Annotated in this window: 2 protein-coding genes; both read left to right on the top strand. The window is 64.3% G+C overall.

The window, feature by feature from the left end:
* Positions 1–110: 110 nt before the first annotated feature.
* Positions 111–12,281, top strand: coding sequence for a hypothetical protein (locus DBIPINDM_RS14060; protein WP_258587822.1), 12,171 nt, complete (start codon positions 111–113; stop codon positions 12,279–12,281).
* Positions 12,272–20,092, top strand: a complete 7,821-nt coding sequence (locus tag DBIPINDM_RS14055) for a hypothetical protein (RefSeq protein ID WP_258587821.1) — start codon at positions 12,272–12,274, stop codon at positions 20,090–20,092. The genes DBIPINDM_RS14060 and DBIPINDM_RS14055 overlap by 10 nt, the downstream gene beginning before the upstream one ends.
* The last annotated feature ends 55 nt before the right edge of the window (positions 20,093–20,147 follow it).

The raw sequence follows: 20,147 nt of genomic DNA, 5'->3' as shown, positions 1-20,147 counted from the left end.
CACCGCATGTCTTGTTCAAGCAAGCATTGGCAAGTATCGATCAAATATGCTTTCATGCTAAAAGACAATCAAAAAGCGCATGACGCTTTTACTTGGGGTGGTTGACGGGCATGGGGGTCATCCAGCTTTATTCCGCCGCGAACGCCACCTTCGCCGTCAGTGTTGCCGCGCGTATTAACGACGGCACCCGGAACGTCGAGGCGATCACGCTGTCGGCGCGCGACAGTGGGGGCACTGCCTACGGGCCGGCCGAATTCAGGATCAATGCCCCATTCGTTCTGCCGTCAGATTTCGTCAAGGACGGGCGGCTCAAGACCTGGACCGAAATCCAGAAGGACATCAGGGATTTCCGGGACGCAGCCAGTTTGGCGGCAGCGGCCGCAATGGAGAAGGCGCGAGATGCCCTGCGCGAGACACTTGCCAGCAGCTCGATTGACCTTGCCGCGCAGGCTGGCGGCTTTCTGGGGATCGACGGCGTCGGATTCGCAGGAGCGACGGCGACGGCGCGTCTGTCGGTTGACCTTGTCCTGCTCGATCCGGCACTCACTCCGAAACCTGCGGACGACGTTGCGATCCTCACAGCCACGCTCAGTGCCTCAGGCACGGTAGACTTTGCTGGCACCGTTTGCGGCGCGGCCATGCGGCTTGACGTTGTGGTCACACGGGGCGGGCTGATCAACGCGATCCCGTCGCTTTCTGTCGACGCGCCGGCGGGCATCAGGGTACCTGCGTTCGATTTCCGTTGGCCGAAGATCGAGTGGCCGTCTCTCGATTGGGCCAGGCTGGACGTCAGGTGTCTTGCGACGCTGCTCCGCTTTGACCTCCCGATACCAAAATTCGGCGACCTCGATCAGCCGCTTCACGTCAACTGGACACAACCGCCGGAGATCGCATTCGGGATTGGTGCGCAAAACCGGCTGATGATCGCGACAGGCAAGGTCGGGCAGGGCGATCTCGTGTGCGATACCAGGGACGCTGGGGGAGTCCCTATTGCCCAGAATATCGCCGGCATCACGGACTTCAGGATTGATCTGGTGACCGGCGCCGCGTTGACGGTTGCGGGCACGATCAAGTCCACCAACCTGACGATCGATCTGCCCGGAAAGACGATCGATCAGCCAGATGCATTGCCGTTCACGGTCGAGATCGATCCGGGTAGACTCAGGATCAGGATCGCCATCGATCTCATCCTCCCGCAGGCGGCGGGCGCCGACATTGTCGCAAGCCTCGATCTGCCGCGCGTGCTGGTCCGTGCCAAGAGCGATCCGGCGCTGCTGCTCGCGCTGCATGCGGCCTACGAGCAGACCTACGACTCAACCACGGGAGAATCGCACGGCAAGCTGACGGCGCTCGAAATCGTCGAGCCTTATCCGGTCGCGCTGGTCGCGCTCGCGGTGCGCGAAGCCGCCGATGCCGGACAGGCGCTGATCCGGCTGATCGGCGCGATCCGCCTGCCCAAGCCGGGCGTGCCGGAGACCGGCCTGCTCGCGGTGCTCGAACGCATTGCGGCGATGGCAGGTGCTGCGGTGAAGTGGCTGGCGCGCCAGGCAACCAGCGCGGTGGATGTGTTGCTTGGCATCGCCGAGGCCGTCGGCCAGGGTCTCGAGAAACTGGTGCGGTTCATTCGCGACGCACTGGCGGGTCTCACCGCGGGTGAACCACACGTTGCAGTCGAGGTGCGGCTTGATTCACGTACCTTTGCGGTACGCCAGATACTCGTTTCACCTGCGTGGAAGGCGTCGCCGAACGCAGATTTCAGAGGCGAAGCACTCGGCCTGGAAGTCGCCGTACCGCTCGACTGGCGGCCGTCGCTTGTCATCGACCTTGATGGCCTGGCAAGCGTAGCGCTAGTAGCGCTTCAGGGCCAGGCCGGCACCCCGTTCACGCTTGGAACCGATCTCTGGCTGTCGCGCGAGGCAGGCATCGAATCTGTGCGAGATACCGACGGGGACGGCAGGCGCGCCGACAAACGGCTGATACAGGTTTCTGCCACGCTCAAGACCGCCCAGCCCTTAGTGGTTTTCCGGTTCTGTGCTGGCAAGGCGTCGTTCTTCGAGAGGATGGAGGCAACTGTCACGCCTCTGGTAGAGAATGCGGTCAGCATCGCGAGCGTCAGCGGGTCGATTTCGTACCACCCGGTCGACTGGGCAAACGACATCGACGCCGAAGGGCAGATTGCGCCCGGTGCCGCTGAGCGCCTGCTGCCTTTCCTGCAATCATCCAGGGGAACTGCGGGGCCGAGCTTTCTCGACAATCTCAGCCAGTACATCTCGGTCAAACCGGGTACGCCAAAGAAGGGCACCAGCGGCGTGGTGGTCTTGCCGCTCGACGCCGAGCTGAACATCAAGACCACAAAGGTCCAGTTCCCGCTCGAAGTCACGCTGAACCTGAAAACGCTCGACGTCCGTTTTGCCGGTCCAGAGACGATCGAGATCAAGGGTCAGGCCGACAAGAACGACTTCGACATCTTCGGGCTTACCGGCAGGATCGTTGAGAAGGTCCCGAGCGGTCAAACCGGGTACGGCTTCTACAAGCTCGACTTTTCGAAGGGCGACGTGCGGCTGTCTCTGGCCGACAATGCTCGTCTTGACCTCGCCTACGGCAAGGTCGCAAGCGGCGGACGAGGCATCGTGTTCCGCGTCGACGAGTTCGGCCTTTCGCGTAGCGGGCTTGATCTTGGTGCCCGGGTCGACCCTGATACGCCGGTGCAGCTTGCTGGCGTTGACATGCCATTCCGGTTCGACAGCGGCGGACTGTCGATCAGGAACAGCGAGATCCAGGCGTTCTCGATCAAAGGTTCAGGGCAGCTGCCGCCGGAGCTCGTCGGCGAGGCAAATGCCACGATCTCGATCTCCATGGGACACGGCAAAGACGGCTCGCTGATCGTCCAGAGTGCCGAGGCGGCCCTCGACAAGTCGAGCGATCCGATCGTCTGCCACGGCACGCGCTTCACCCTGACGCTCTCGGCGATCGGGTTCCAGTTTCATGATTTTTCGGTCGAAGGTGCCGGATATCACTTCTATTTCACGCTGACCGGCACAGCGGAATTCAGGCCACGCTCCGGCGAGTTTACCGATGGCCTGCTGAAAAATTTCGGTGGCCTTACGATCACCCTCGACAAGGCTCCGCTCGCGCGGGACGCATCAATGCTGATGCGGGCGATCGAATTCCAGGTCGCGGTAGAGCCGAAAAAGCGGATCAACTTTTTCAACCTGTTCACGTTCGAGCTGCGCGGCATCGGTTTCCATCCGGCGTCGCCCGCCTTTGGCGGCAAGCCGGCAATGTCGATATCGGGCCAGGTCAACTTCGTCGAGGCAGGCGACATTGTCAGTCCACGGTTCGACTTCCACAAGCTCTGGATCGCGCCGCCGCCAGACGGCGACTGGCGCCCGCAGGTGCGCTTCGATGGTCTGACGGTCGGGGTGCGCTTCGGCGGCGCCGCGTCGATCGAAGGCACGGCGATCGCAGTCGACGATAAGCTGCCCACCCTGTTCAAGCCCGGCGCATTGCCGGCGGACGTCACCGCACACGGCTTCCTGGCTTCAGGCAAACTCACCATCAAGGGCTGGGGCCAGATGGCCGCCTCCATGGGCTTCCTCGAGCTTCAGAAGAAGCCGGGCGGGGAGGTGCGTCAGGCGTTTTTCCTGTACGGCCAGGCGGGAGAGCTATCGATCGAGATCCCCACGCCGCTCGGGCCGATCTACCTGCGCGAAGTCGGCTTCGGCTTCGGCTTCCGCTACACGCTCGCCGCATTCAACCGCGCGGATCAGGTGCACAACGTCAAGGAGCTGATCCAGGTTCTCGACGACATCTCGAAATACCAGGGTGAGCTTGCGACAGTCACGGCGTGGGAGCCGGAAGCAGAGGGCAACCGCCTCACTCTCGCGCTTCGCGGGCTGATCAGCATTTCGAGCGCGTCAGGTGAGACCGACTACAATGCTAGCGGCGAGAAGGATCTCGCCAATCCGGTCCTGTTTGACATCGTTGCGGCACTGCGCAGCGACATGACGTTCTTCATGAACGCGCGCGTATGGATCGCGCGCAACTACGCCGACTGGCACGATTCGAGCGCCACCGCAGACGCATGGCGCACCAATCCGACCCTGCGCGGTTATGTGTACCTGTCGGTGCCGCGCAAGGAATTCCTCGGCCGGCTGATCGCCGATGGCACCGGTGACGTTGAAGGCAAACACCCCGAATTGCCGGCGCCGCTTGTGCAGGCGATGAAGGCGGTGCGCTGGTCGGCAACCACATACATCCGGCCCGGACTGTTCCATCAGGAATTCGGCTGGCCCTACGAACTTGGCTTCACGTTCGAGCGCGGTAGCAACTTCCGGATCGTCTGCCAGGGCGGCCTGGTCAACCGCATAGAGGATCAGGCGATCCTCTATGGCATTGCGTTCCGCGCCAAGGGCTTTGCGCAGATCGGCGGCTCGATCGGCGGGCGCTCGTTCGGCGCCTCGATCGTGGCACGCGCAGATTTCTCGATCGACGCGAAGTTCATCGCCTATCTGTCGATCAAGCGGTTCAGTGACACGCTTTTCTACGGATCGCTCGCGTTTGACGTTTCAATTTCCCTGCAGGTGAGGGTCTGGCTCGAATTCTCGGTCGGCTTCACCGACATCCATCTCGAGGTAGGCTTCTCGCTCTCGCTCACCATCTCGATTGCGCTCGAGGTTGCTGTGTCGCCGAACTCTCTCGCCGGACGCGCCTCTGCGTCGGTCGGGGTCGGGGCTTTCGGCCGGTCTGTTCGTCTCGGCATCGGCTTCGGATTCAACGAGAGCGCGCTCAATACGGCGCGCAGCCGCGTCGAGCGCTTCCTGTCGCTTGGGCTGACGGTTGCCACACCTGATGCCGAGCAGGGTGTCGCGCCACCGGCACCGGAACAGCCACGCGGCCCGGCGTCCCGCGACGCCGACCGGGTTCTCGACCACTCGCTCGACAGGCACGATGACGTATCCGAAGTAACGCAACCCGGTGCTCCGCCCACGGTTGTGCGGGGCCGTCAGCTGCAGCCAAGCGGCTACTGGGCGATGCTGTTCCCGGTCGCAGGCGAAGCCGCGAAGGGAGATGCCGAACGGTTCCTGATGGTGTTTGTGCCGCGCGACTATTCAGAGACTGACGGCGTTCTTCCCAGATACGGAGCGGATGGCCAGCCGCTCGGTACATTCTTTGCGCCGCCCTCCGTGTTCGAACCAGGTGGTCCTGTACCCCCGTCGTTGAGTGTCAGGAAGGGAGCCCTGACCGCTACAGTCGCGGTCAAGAAGCTCGAGTCGCGCAGAGGTACCGACAATCTGACGTTTCGCGACGTGCTGTTCGGCGACAGCACGCCGGTCGATATTTCCTACGATGTCGGGTGCGTCGCGGTTCAGTCCGGAAAGGAGTCGCTTTCACTGGGCCGGCTCCTTGGTCAATGCTTCGTGCGCCTCGGGGACAAGATCAGCGACTTGCGCGAGCCTGTTGCAAGGGAGGTCAAAGCCGGGTCCGAGCGTCTGCCGGAAGTGCGCGAAGCAGCTGCCCAGATCCTGGCCGAGGCGGGTCGGGACCAGATCGCGCTGAAACCGGAGGACCGCGCCGCGAATGACATCGAGGAGCGACGTTCATCGGTGATCGCATCGCTTTGCGAATCCGCCGCCAGACTGGCGGCGGGCGGCGAGGCGGCATGGGGTGTCGAGGTGGCCGAACCCGGACTCGACATTCGGGCGCTCGGTGTCGCCTTTGTCGTCACAAGGACACAGGTGAAAGACCTGTTTGACTATGACGCAAATGGCGATCTGAACCTGCCGCACCCGGCAAGATTCGAACTGGCCACGCCGGATTCCGTCGCTCAGCCAGTTCATCTCTTCAACGCGCCCGAGCGCATGTTCCGCGAGAGCGGACCGAAGCTCGCCGAGCCAGTGGTCGAGGCGACGCGTACCGGCATCCGGCTGGACTGGGATCTCGAGCCAGCGTTCGGCCGTTCAAACGGCATCTGGAACGATCCGGAGTTCGATCTGAAGCACTACCGTATTGAACGGCTCGTGACGATGCCAGGTGCCATCCTGGCGCCTTATCCGGCCCGGCGGGTCACGGTGAAGGCCGCAGCGCCGATGCGCCTCGTCCGCGACCCGGTCAGCGCTCAGTTCGTGTGGCGCTTCCTGCGGCCGAACGCACAGTTCGTCGATGATCTGTCTGATCTGCCGCCCGATGTGCGTGCCGCGATCCTGCCGGGTGAGGGGTCCAGCACGGTCATCGGAAGCGTGCGGTACGTTGTCGTGCCAGTCGACACTGCCGGTACCGACGGGGCTCCGGCGCCGCTGGAACTCGTTGTCACAAAGTCGGGTAAGCCGCGCGCCGGCGTGCGTCGCGCCGTACTGCATTTTGAATACAGGTGGCCGAATGGCCAGATCCGCGACATGGACGCGAGCGCCGCGATACCGTCGGTGATGCTCGGCCTCGACGACGGAAAAGATCCCGCGAGCAACCTGCCAACGGCAGACCGTCCGGATATCGAGGGTGACCGGGTCTATTACCTGCGGGTGAGAACGGAACGGAGCGTGCCGACCGGGCTCTATGGAAGCGATGCGGTCACCGACGCGCGTGCGCGCCCGTCTGCCGGCGATTTCGCGGTGCGGCAGGTGTCGGACGTCGACTTTGAACTCACGCTCCCCAGGACGAGACCGGACGGGCCCGGGACAAAGAACAGGATTCCGGCATTCGATGACGCGCTGCCGCTTGCTGATGGCACCGCCTATCGTCTGAGTGCCACCGGGCTGAATCCCTCTGCGGCAGACATCGCCAGCTTTTTCCGGGCAATCGGAGTCGATGTGTCCGGGGACCAGCGCGCCGCCACCGGCGCGGTTGGCGTGCGGTTCGCGATCCGGCCGAAGCCAGATTCCGGGCGTCGCGAGACATCCGCGCCCTGGTGCCCGGTCGACATTACACTGATGGTCGATCCGCGCGAGCCGAATGTGCCGACCTTCATCAAGCTGCCGCCGATCGCAGCCCCGGTCGAGATTTTCGAGCACCCGGTCACCATCGATGCTGCGCCGCTCGTTTTCGATGATCTCGGCGGCGAGGCCGGACGCGTGCTGGTGTGGCATCCGCCGGTAGAGGGGCTGCTTGACACGCTGATTGCACCAGCCGCCGGCAAACCCGGTCTCGTGCTGCTGCGCGACGGCGCGCGACGCGTCGCCACCCGCGTGCGCTGGAACGGGCGACCGGCAGCGGATGATCCGAACGCGGGAAAGAAGGGCGCAAAACGCCTCGCAAGGTTCTTCGGCGGGTTTGACCTGTTTGAGGTCGATGCCGCCGGTGAGGTCGAAGGCGCAACCACGGCCCCGGTCGCTGTGGCGATAGCCTACAAGTTCAGCGGCTCGCCGGCGGATGCAGGTCCCGGTAGCGGAATGCTCAGGCTGAACAACGCAGATCAGTCGCTGGCCACCGAACTCTATGTCGACGTGCGCGACACCGCTGGGACCGACTGCTCATTGATGCTGGACCAGCTCGATGAGTCATCCGAGCGGCTGAAAGGGCAGCTTCGCCTCGTCAAGGCCACCGATGCGTCGCGATGGATGGCTTTCGACCTCACCTCGGCTGTCAGGGCCCAGGGCTATCGCAAGCTTGTCCTTGTGTGCACCGACGCGAGCGGGCTCAGGCCTTTCGCCAATAACGATCCCATCGTCCTTCTCTTCGCGCGGCTGCCGGCCAGGCATATTGCACGCGTTCAGGCGATGCCGGCTTCACTGGCGAAACTTGATCCCGCCGAAATTGCTGACTTCGCCAAGGTCGAAGCACATTATCCGAGCGAGACGCGCAGGCTGCAGGGGAAGCTTACCGGACGGCGCGCCGCCTGGTATTCTCCCGCCGAGTCCTATGTGGTCTGGCCCGAGCGAGTGTTGCGGAGCTCGCTGTCGATCAATGTCGACGAGTCGATCCTCACCGAACTCCTGTCAAATGGACGGCCCACACACATCGAGGCGAGCCTGAGCGTCGGTGAAACGCTGCACGATGTCAGACCTCTGCAGGAAGGTCCGTATGAGATTTCGAGAAATCAGGACAGTTCAGCCAACCTATTCAAGTTAGCCGGCGACAGAAAGTGGAACGTAAAAGACCTGCGCGCGCTGCTGCAGGATCTGACCTGGGACTTCAACGGCGACAAGACCAGAATGCAGTTCGAAGCGAATCCGGCAGCATTCCGCACCGCTCGCGTTTCCGTCGCGGCACGAATGATTCCGGACGGCGGCGCCCCTCCCGGTGCCATGCTTGCGAACGCCGAGTGGCAGGTCGACCTCGATCCTGTGCTACATCCGGTTCTTGCCGACGCCATTGACTGGGCACGGTACGAAACCATGTCAGGGAGCGCGTTCCCACGGCTGATAATCCCCAGGCAGGACGCGTTTGATGCTGCGCTCGACGCAGACAAACTCGCGCAATGCACCGCCATCGAGTTCGCGCTTGAAGGGTGGCCCGCCGGGTTGCCGCAGCCTGTGCTCGAATTCCGGGCCGGCGGCGAGAAGCAGACATCCCTGCGACTGGAATTCCCGCAGGCGATCCAGAAGGGGCAAAAGCAGTTCGAGATGTTAAAAACCGCTAAGGAGCGGCTCACCACCACGCTCGCGGCGAAGGCGCGCAAGGATCTGGAGACGGATTTCAGCGAGACGCCAGCCAGGTACGATAGCGTGCGGCTGCGGTTGCGCTGCGATCTGGCATCAACCGGTATTCCGCCCGTCCAGCCGGAACCAATTCAGGTCTTGCTGGCCATCGAAATCCGCTCGATTGCGCTTGATCTCGATGCTTCGCTCTATCGCCGCTACGAACCGGTGCTCGAGCCATTGCCGAAGACTGGTGCTGCCGACGTCGTCGCGTGGTTCGACGAGACCCCGGCGGAACGCGACCCGTACGGATGGGGCATCCTGCGCACGCTCGGCCTTGGCATGGGATTGCGGCTTTACGACACCGAGACGCGCGACTACGCGAAGCCGGCGGACACGCTGATGCTCATGAAGGCGGCGCTGGCGAAGGCGCTCGCGTGGTACGAGGACTTGCCACTCGGTGCGCCATTCGTCGATGTGGTTACGCGCGCTGGCGGCACCATGAAGCTTTCCTCGTTCGACGGCGGAACCCCCGGCGTGTCGGATCAAGATGTGGGCGACGTGCTGCTGCACGACGCCCTGGCGCTGACGCAGATTTCACTGCGCCCGGTGGTGGACCGGTGGCGGACATACGCAGGCGAGGGTACCGCAGTCAAAAAGGCGGTTGCGTATTTCGCTATCCGCAAGAGCAGGAAGGAAAACACGGCGGCCAATCTCGAGATCGATGTCAAATCTGCAGTCACGGGTGGTGCGATAGCGATCGCCGACGTCCTCGATCTGACGACGCGGCTTGCCAGGCCGCCGTCGGCGACGCTGTCGAACTACGTTCCGGATGACAATGACGGCAGAAAAGAGCTGAACGGCAAATTGACGGATCACGGGGGCGATCAGTCGACGCTCACGATCGATATCACTCATGCGCGCCCCGGCGAGGTGGTGGCGCTGGTGCGTGTGACCCTGTCGGATGGAGACGCGGAAGCTATTGGCGAGGCGTGGGTCGCCGGCGACGGTTCACGGGAAGTGGAGATAATTTCGCATCCTGCCAGCATGGTCGATGCGGAGCCATTCGGCCGGTTCGGCGACATGGCGGGCGAGCGCTGGGTTGCGCTGGCGGGTTCGCACGCGTCGATCAGGGAAGCGACTACAACGCTGGGCCGTTATGCGAAGCGGCGCTGGCCCGATGGCTGGCCGGACCGCGAGGCCGAAGCCGCGCTGATGGCGCGTATTCCGGACTGGACGCGGCGCTTCATCGATCACGGGCCTGGGCAGCAGCCTCCGCGTGATATTCACTTCTCGCTTGCCGAGGTGACCCGGCCCGACCCATGGCGGGTCGCCGTGCAGGACGATGGCACGATGGATGTGCTTTTCACACATGACGACCGCAGGCGTCGGCTGAAGCGTTACGCAGTGAGGCCGTTCGGCCGGTATGAGGGCTTCGTCGACGCGCTGCGGGGGGCGGACGCGGAAGGCAGCCCCCGCGTGCCGCAGTTGTCCGGCGCATGGAGCGACGGGCTTGCAAGTTTCGATGATGTCCAGAAGCGCTTCGAAGAGAGCTGGAGCCAGCGTCTGTTCGACGTTGTCATTCCTCGCACGGAGCCGGTGGCACCGCCCGTGCTGGTTGCCGCCAGGCGTATCGAGATCCGGCAGCCTGGCCAGTTACCCCGGCGCGTGCTGGAGTTCATCTACAAGCGGCACCCGGAAGAGATCCTTTCGGAGGCCAACGTCACCGTTGAGGGCGCCCTGTCGTTCGAGACAGTGTCGGTCGGCTTCTGGCGCGAATTCGGCATGCAGCGTTGGGCAAACGATCTGTATCCGGGGATCAACCCTCTCGCGGCATTCGGCAATTGGGACTGGCGACCGGCACCGGTCGCACTGATCACGGGCGGTGACAGTTTCGGCGGACTGGCTGCGGATCCCGGGCGCCATGCTGACGGCTGGCAGGGTACGCTCGCGCTGCGCACCGAGGCGCTGCCGTTCTTCTTCCGCGTCCATGCAGCAGCGTTCGCTTCCGCGGGCGTCGTGGTGTCGGAACCGGTGATCGCGACTGTCGAGGAAGGCCACTACGACCTCCATTTACCGTGGAAACAGCCCCTGTTTGATGAAAAGACGCCGCCTCCCACCTGGTCGGTGCTGCGCAAGGATGTGCAGGACGGAAAGGAGAGCGGCATCTTCGCGACATTCCGGTTGCCACTGGTGCGCTTTGTCGACGAAATGCCACCGGAGACGCTGCCGGTCTGGCTGGCCAGGGATGCGGTGCCGGAAGTTTTCACGCTGCCCGATCCGCTCGTCCGTTACGAAATCAGGGCAGTCGCGGCCGACAGCGCTGGCCTGTCGTCAGCCTCCCCGGAGCTCGACCTGATTGGCCAGCAGCGCGACGAAGGTGCCGATCCTGCCACATCGCGTTCCGGTTATCTTGCGAACATCATCGGGCCGCTGTTCGAATCGGGCACGGCCACGACCGGGAACCCCACCCGCTGTGAAAAGCAGAACGTGTGGTGGCAGCTTGGTGTCGCGGCACGGGTGCAGCAGCATGATGCCCTGCAGGCGGAATCCTTTGTGCCGGCAATTGATCAGGTGAACGGTGTCAGTCCGCTGACGCTTTTCGAACTGCATCAGGATGCTTTCGCCGTGGATGCGTTCTGGACCAAGCTCGCACCGCGGACCGCCGTGACAGTGACGGTGACGCCGGTTGCCAGCACCAAAGCGGCGGCCTTCGCACAGTTCAAGACCGATGTCACGGTGTGGCGCGATGCCTATGCACCCTATGCGGCAGATCCTGCTGCCAGGGAAATCCTGGATTTTCTGCAGAAGTGGGTCGACACCGACGGGAAATCACTGCCGCCGGCGAGCCTGTCGGTTGCGACGTTCCAATGGGGGCTTCCGCGCATCGCGGAGGGACGGCCAGCTGCGGTAACGTTCGAGCATACCGCGATCGGCGACTGGCTTGTCCCCGTGGATGCCGGTATTGCGGAGCGCGAGAAGCTGCGAGCGCTGGTCACGGTGAAAACCGCGACCGGGTATCCGCAGGAGCTATTCGCAAGCGGCGTGTGCGGTGCGCTCCGCCGTGAAATGCGTCGCCTCACGGCGGCGCACAAAGAAGCCGAGCCGGGAAACCGCTTCCTCGATTTCCCGCCTTACGCGAGTCCGGTGCGCAAGGATCTGGCGCCCGAGGCCCTGAAGGTTGGCCTTGCCCAACAGGCCGCGCGACTGCTCCCTCCATGTGCCGACGTGATCGCCGCGGTCCCGATCAACACGACCGGGAAAACACCTTGGGGCGCGGTAACCGCGCTCATCGCCGCCGTGGAGGCAGCGCCCTTTACCGCCGCAACGACCGCCGATCTCGGTGCACTCGAGGACGGCGGCGCGAGCGCGCTGGTGCACTTCCCGTGTGATGCGCTGGTCAGCAGCACGGTGACAACTGCGCTCGCAGCCGTCGGGGCGAACGACGAATCCACGTGGCAGGCGATCTCGCTGCTGCTGCGCTTGCCGCCTGTTGACGCAGAACGCGAAACCATCATGGCGGCGATCTCGACAGCCGTTACGGACGAAACGATGCGCAGTGCACTGCTGGCCTTCGCAGACGATGCGATGAGCGGGCAGATATTCGGAGCCGGACGCACCCCCGGCCTCAAGGTGTTCCGCGGGACCGCGAATCCCGACGAGGATGCAATCGTTCGCGCGCAGGGAGAGGCTTTGCCATGCCAATGATTTCCTTCCGGCGCATTGTAGTCGAAGGCCCCGATATCGGCAGCGCGTCGCGGGTCTGGCAGGCACAGCTCAATCTCGGGCATCCGTTCCAGGCAGGCGGCGAAGGTCCGCTCATTCGCAATCACTCGATCCGGCTGCTCGCACAGACTGCGCAACCGTCCGACGCCACGATCGTAGGCGAGACGGCGCCAGGTAACAGAACGACTGCACGGTTTCACGAGCCGCTGCTGCTGACAGCTGCTGCGACTGCGCACAAACTTGGCGATTCCGACAGCGAGCCGGTCGTCGGGATTCTCTCGGCCGAATTCAACCCGGTGGCGCTCGACGGCGAGAGCCGCTATTGCGAATTACACGTCGCGCCGGGCGCAGCCTGGCCCGACAATGCTTTCCGGAGAACCGGCAAAGACAACGTTTTCCAGCTGGACGCTCCGAATTTGCGCGCTACCGCAGGCGCAATACCCGTCGCCTGTGCGGATCCGGCTCTCCACGGTACCGGCGAGCTCTCGACCAGGCTATCGATGGACTGGACGCCGCTCGAAGGGCGGCGCGTGACTGTCTTCGGCTGTCTGCAGATCGACACGACGGAGACGCGCGACGGTTTCGGCTCACCGCCGAAGAAGGCGCGGGCCGTCATTTTCGAACTGGTACCCGAGGGTGTGGAGTTCGATGCCTGGGTGCCGGATCCGTTCGCGACCGAAAAGTCGCTGCTCGACGTGCGCCTGCGGCTCGTAGCGGTGCAGCGCGTGAACCAGACCGAGATGCGACTTGATCTCGTCGGAGGATCGGAGAAAAGCCTCGGCATCCTGGCAGGAGGGCTCGCGTGGATGTCGCGTGATCTTGTGGCGCGCGGCGGAAGTATCGTTCTGCAGATTGACTCTCGCGGTGTCCCGCCGCTGTCCTGGCCGCTCGCGTTCGACAAGGGTCTGAGGAGCTACAGCTGCGGCACGGCCGATGTCATCCCCGAAGTGCTGCTGCGCGAGGAAGGCATCGGGGTGAAGGTGCTCACACGCACCGACCCGACGGGAGGCGAGCCGGGCGTCGCGGAAATGGTTCGACACATCGCGCGGCTGTCCGCCCGCGCGCCGGGCGCGCCGGCCGAATTGACCATCATGTCGATGCCGAACGATACAGCCGCACCGGCGACCGGGCCGGCTGTCGCTCTGTCATGGAGCGAACCGCCGCCTGCGGCCCGGATTCCGGGTGGCAATCCCGATGCCGTGACGCTGCAGCCGTTTGCAGGCACAGCAGCGGTGGAAGCGCTCGTTGAGCGACTGTCCGCGGTCTGGGGAAGTTCGGGCGCGATCGCCGAAAAGGCGCGGCCTCCCTATGCTTTCATTGCACTTGACCGCGGCTGGGTGCAGATCCCCCTTCCCGATGCGCCGATGCCGGACGCTCCGAAACCGTCCCGGGCCTCGACGAATCTGTCAGCATTCGCCGGCTTCCTGCGTATCGACGTGCCGCTCAAGACCGGCACACAACCCGATGGCACCGATCTGCCCGGCCTGCTGATCGCCGCGGCTTCCGGCGTATCGATCGTAGTCAGATGGACGAAGCCGCAGGACAGTGCGACGCCGCGCACCATTGCGGTGAACATCACGGATGCGTTCGGCGTGCTTGATGGCCTGTTGTGGGCCGGTGAAGCCAGCCCGTCTCCGATCGAGATTCTTCCTCCCCGCGACGCGGGTCCGGCGGCGCTCGACAGCATTCCTATCATATTCGGAGGACGCGACACGCCCGGCTGGAGCGTCGACGTTGACAGAGTTGATGCAGGCATGCTTGGCAATGTAACGTTTTCGCTGCCGGTCGTGGCGAGGCCTGACGGGGGACCGCCACTTCTGGTGTGGGGTGCGCACGATGCACTCGCGCTGGTGTCGTCGGTGGCAATGACCCGCACGGCTGAAAGCGCCCTGCACCCTTCGGCGACGCGCGAACTGGTGCCGACACAGGTGGCGCGCACTGGCCAGCTCGGCATGAGTTTCGACAACGGCAAGCGCCTGCCGCGCGCGACGCTTCCGGCGGGCACAAGCGTGAATGGCGACGGGAGCTGGCGCTGGCCGTGGCCACCACAGCTGGCGGCAGGTGCCGATCCCTATCCGTCCTCGCCGCGCGAGCAGGCCGGCGTGGCGCTTGCGTCGCTGACGCTTCCGGGTGTTGAATTCACGCTCCGGGCAAACGCCTCGATGCTGGACACGAGCAGCATGCTCGTATCGCTGCGCTTCGACCTGCCACTTCTCGATGAGCTGTTCGCCAACGCCAGGGCGCCCGAGCCGAAGGTGGTGCCGGCCAGAAAGCAGGACGCCGCACCGGCGCAGGACCGGCCTCCGACTGCGCTGGATCTGCGCCGGCTGTCCGACTTCTGGTTCGAGAATGCGAGGCGCATCGCACGCGCGCGCACAGAAGCCGATCGCGTCGTGCTCGACGAGAGCAAGGACGGAAAGATCTCCCTGTGGCACGACCCTGGTACAGAGCTGACAACAGCCTCGGTACATGGGCTGGTCGAACCCTATGTCTGGAAGCCCGATACATTTGCGTTCAGGGTTACGCGGCCGGACCAGGGCGTCAATCTCGGTGCTTACTGTCTTGGCACCACCACCAGAGATTCGGAGTGGTATGCGGGCGGCAGGGCGCTTGGCGGCCTGACGGCGAACTTCGTCATTGACGGGGACAGTCTGCGCCCCGGTACGGGCGGGGAACCGGACATCAAGGTCGACGGTTTCGCGCCGTCGTCCTTCAAGGCACAGCCGAGACCCCTTGCTGAAAGCGAAACAGCGCCCGACCAGTTGCATGACGCGCGTGGCCTGTCGCTCGCCCTTGATCCGAACACATCGTCGGATGCGTTCACCTCGCGCGATATCTCGATCCGCAAGGCGCCCGGTGACCAGCGTCTGTCGCTCGCCACGTTGCGCACACCGATTGAAGTCGCCGTCGGGCCGAACCGCCTCGGGTTCTGGTTCCGCGACCTGCCGATCACCGGCGGGGACAGGCTCGTTTTTGATCGCTCGGGCGGCATCGAAACCGGGCTCGGTTCCGATCCGGAAGCCATCAGCCGCAACCGGATTGCAAAGTCGCTCTACGAATGGCGCTTCTATCCAAAGGTTGACGCCGGTGCGGTCGACGCCGATGCCCTCGGCAAATTCGAATTCCCGCTCGCCGGACCACTGGTGGCGCGCCCGTTGCGCCTCGTCGCGTTCGAGATGAACGCTGACGGCACGCCGGTACTGCTTCAGGTGGTGGCCTCGGTGAAGCTCGCCGAGCCAACTCCCGAACAGCCCGGGGAGATGGTCTTCGCAGCCGAAGATGCCTACGCGTCCGGGAATCTTGTGTTGCTGTCTTTCGACGATTCCGCGGGGACATTCGGCTTCCGGTCAATCGTGCAGGTGACGATAGGCGATAATGCCGACGAGCCGTTCCTCCAGTCGCCTGCCGAACTCGTGTTCCGCGCCGACGCGCAGATCGTACCCGCTTCGACGGCGCCGATCACGCTTGGCCTTGTCCTGGCGGCAAAAAACGGCGCCGTTTACATTTCGTCTGCTAGCCTAACGGCCCGTCTGTTCGGACAGGCCTGCAAGTTCGACCTGCGCGACGCGGCGTTTGCTGCCGACGCGATTGCCGCAAGCTGCAGGGGTGACCCGGGCGACAGTCCGCTACAGATGAAGGAATTTTCGCTGCGCTGGCCTAAGGTGGGCGCCCCGGAGCTAACGCTGGACGACGCGCGGCTGCGCGCGCCGTTGCGAGCGAACGATGCCTCAAGTCCTTTCGCTTTCGTGCGCAACTATGGGTCGCGTTCGATTGATTGGCTCGGGTTGTCCTCGACGGAGGGGCTCGCGACCGAAGAGATCGACCATGACGCAGGCGTAATCGTAATGCGGATGGATTTCGACCACACGACCGCGAGTGCCACCCTGTTTCGTGGCTTCCTGCTGCCGCCGGGCCGCCTGCGCGGCGCGATAGCGTTCGTTCTGAAGCGCACGCCGTCGGGTGCGGTGACAGGATGGCCGGTAGCAAAACTCGGCTCGGCATTCATCGAGTTCGCGTTCGATGCTGCCGGCCCGGCGACCGCACAGCGGATCCAGGCGATCCGCCACAGGCATGTCGGGCGTTCCGGCAGCGATCCGGTCTGGTGTTCGTCGCTGCGGCTCGATGCAGATTTCAGCGCGTTGAAGACGAGCACAATCGCATGGCCGGTCGGCGACGCAATCGTGGGCAACGCGATATTTGATCCGGATCCCGGCAAAAAGCCAGACTGGACCACCACGCTTACGATGACGCGGACGAAGATGTTCGATCTTGTTCACGAGGTGCAGCCGCGGCTCTGCGCTCATGAGCTGCCCCTTGCGCTTCTGGCGCTGGACGAAGCGGGTGTGATCGCATTGCGCGAGCCGTGGCTTTTCCGCGCTGTGGTCAAACATGCGCTGACGCCGGCCGAGAGCCAGACATGGCCGGGAAGCGACTCGCGCGCGCCGCTCGCCTGGACGTCGGTCGACCAGCTTTGCCTGATGGACATGCAGGCGCTGGTGCGTGAGGCCGGGGACGAATTCAGGGCGCCCGACGAGTCTGCGGCCTATGCGTTCATGTCGCGTTACCGCGACGGTGGCAACGGACCTGACATACGCATAGCTGGCGTCGTGCGCCGGGCGCTCGCCCAGGCAGGATTTCCGACCCGTCCTATCCTCCAGAAGATTTTCAACGACTACGACAGAAGCCCCGACAAGGTTCCGGAGTCGCTTGTCCTAACCGGGTCATGCCTGACCGAGGCTGTCACCGACAGGCAGCAGGCGGGCTTGCGCATCGCGGAGATCGGGGTCTCGTTTGTGCCGCAGTGGATTCTTCCCTGGGCGCAGTCGAATGCTGATGACCTGCCGGACATCGGTTCGCTTGCAGCATGTCCGCAGGTCGACGACACGACAAGCCGGTATTACACAATTGCAGCCTACGACGCGGCGGCAGCGACGCCGCGCCGGCTCGACGGCCCGGCACCCGGATCCTTCTCTGCGCAGGACGGGACACAGAGCCTCGTAGATGCACGCTTCGCCGCAACAATCGGCGTTCAGCCCGGGGAAGAAGCGGCCGCTACCATGGCGGTCGACCAGGCGTTTCTGGGAAGCGCCAGCGAACCTCCGAATCCGCTTGCACGGCCGCTGTTTCCGCGCACGCTTCTGGCGCTCGCCACGGTCGCGAAATCCTTCGCGAAGGCGCCCGATCCGCGCCGGTTCGGACAAGGCCTGCGCTGTGTCGCGCCGAGCCATGATCTGCCGCGCCGGGAGATCCGGTTCACGGTAAGCGCATGGCCACCCGACGGCGCACCGGTCGAATCTCTGCCGCCGGCTGTCACGCTTCTGGTAGCGGACGAGGACACGATCACTGCCGAGATCCTTCCCTCTGCGCTGGCAAGCGGGCTGTCTGACCCGGCAAGTGAGGCGCTCGCGGTGCAAGGCCCCCAGCGCGCCGAGGCGGCGGTGCGTGCATTCAGTCTCAGCGCCGCGCCGCGAGCCGTGATGCTGGCGCGTGTTGACCAGTCCTACCTAGCGATCCACGAAGCGAAGTCCGCCCCCGGCGATGAGGTGGAACGCATGTCGATCACCGATGCGCTGACGCTGTTACCGCATGTCGACTGGGAGTTCGCAAGAACTGCCGCGCCGGGTCTTGTCGGGCAGCCTTCCATCGTGCTGCGCGAGCGCGCGGTCACGATCCACGCTTCGCCGGCGCTGGGCTGGCCTAACGAGAAACGCACAGAAGAGCTCGCCCGCGCCCATGCCCGACTCGGCGACGAGGAAGTCCGCCGCAACGATCGCGCCTGGGCCGGCCGGGTGCGCAGTATCGCCTGGTCCGCTCAGGCGTGGGGACCTGCAGACGGCACGCCGGTGGAGCAGCAGTTGCGTGAGGAAATGGACGAGGCCGCGTTCATCGCAATGGGCCAGCGCACTGCCTTCCGGCGACGCGCGGCCAGCAATTTCCGTTCGCCGCCGGACCGGCTTGCCGTTCTGGCGCCGCCCCGGGCGCGCGCGCCTACGCCGGAGTCGCTGGCAGAGGCGTTCGACCAGTCGCGGATCCCCCACGGCGAGGGCGATCTGGAGTTTTCGCATCTTGCACCTCTGCTACCTGGCCAGATCGAGGTCACGACGACCGGTCAACGCCCGGGCGCGACGATGACGCAGCACGAGGGTATTCTGCTGACCTGGCGGCAGAATGCGTTCGATCCCGAATTTGCCCGCTTCGGACGTCCGGCCGCGCGCGGCCCGCTTATAGTGCGACAACTGCGTGCGCCGCGTTCGTCCGCGCTTCCGGACGATCCGGACCTCGCATTGCGAAGGCGGACATTCATCGCCGGGGACCAGAAGGATGGCAAAAATCTAAGGCCGTTCAAACTCGTTAGTGGTCCGGCCATTGTCTTGCGGTTCGACCGCACGTCAGATCCGGATGACGGGCAGTACAATCCCCGCAGTGTGACGTTCAGCATCGTCTCGCCAGGCTTTGGCTGGCTCTCGTCAGCATGGGACGGCAGGATCCGCCTCGCCGCCACTGTGCCTGGCGACATACCGGCGCGAATCGCACTCGCACGCGTTGGCTTGCTACCGCCACAGAGAGATCCGGTCACCGAGCACATGGCAGTCGCCACGCTGCAGGTTGCGGGCACTGTGGTGAGGTTCAACCGGATGATCTGGGGCGAGACCATCGGTGATCAGGGCGGATCGCCCGGAAAGGGAGACGCCAGGCGCCTGCTCGTGGAGTTCATCATATCCGAGCCCACTTCGCGCGAAGCGGCACGTCGTGCGATTGCCACGGCACTGGGTGAGGCATCCGCAGACACGCAAATCCGTTTCGCCGTTCGCTGTGGTGTGCCGCTCGAGCCGAAAGACGCTGATTCCAGGTTCGATCCGGCGCCCTCCGGAGGCCAGGAACTTGCTCCGGATGAGATCGGGCGCCCTGAGGCTCCCGTGGACGAGGAGCGCGAAGACTTGATTTCCGGGCCGCCGAAGACGATCGTTTTCGATCTTCCCCATATTCCAGCGCAGCGGCGCTGGCTGCCCCTCATGCCGTTCACGCTCTGCTTTGGAGATCCCGCCTACGACCGTGAGCTGGGCAGCCCTACAAGAACTGGCCAGCTCGCGATCGCGGATGTGCCGCACGTGCTGGCGATCGATCGCGCCGAATACGACACTGGCGCTACGATCCATTTCGCATTCTGGAAACAGGAGAAGACGCCGGACCCCAACCCCGCGCCTCCGGAGGGAGCATGGGCGCTGAGCATCAAGGTGGTGCCGCGCGACGGCGGGCCGGAACGGACGCTGGGCATCGCGGCCACGAACACCAGTGGAATTCGCTATTTCGTGCGAGGCAAAAGGCCGTACGCAATTCCCATTCCGGGGTTGCGCGAGGTTCGCGACCAGGCGCTGCTGGCCGATACGCCAGCGAACATCTCGCCGGGTGACCGGCTGCGTATCGTTGTCTCGAAGATACCGGACAGCCCCACGCAGCCTTCGCTCAGCGTTGACCTCGGCATTGTGCCGGAACCTGTGCTGCCGCCACCGGCCGCATCCTATGGCCTCGCAACGCTGCACGACGGCGGGGTCGCTTTAGGTGCCGCCCTTTTCGCCACCGCGCCGTTACCGCAGGTGATCGATTTTCCGCAGCTGCTGGAGGATCTCATCGCCGGGCATGTGCGCCGGCGCGGGCTGTTCCTGTGGCGATTCGTCAGCTCGTATCTTCCCGCTGCCGCCACCCCGTTCGCATCGCTGGTGAAGGCCGACCGGACCGGAGGCGGCCAGCAGCCGGATTCGCGGTCGGATTTCGTCAGTTATGAGAGCGAGTGAGGAGTATTTTTGCGACAAGACAACGGCGCATATCCTCAGGTTCCTCCACTCCGCG

This window comes from Mesorhizobium sp. AR02, from assembly GCF_024746835.1.
Classification (GTDB): domain Bacteria; phylum Pseudomonadota; class Alphaproteobacteria; order Rhizobiales; family Rhizobiaceae; genus Mesorhizobium.
This window is presented reverse-complemented; position numbering and strand designations above follow the sequence as displayed.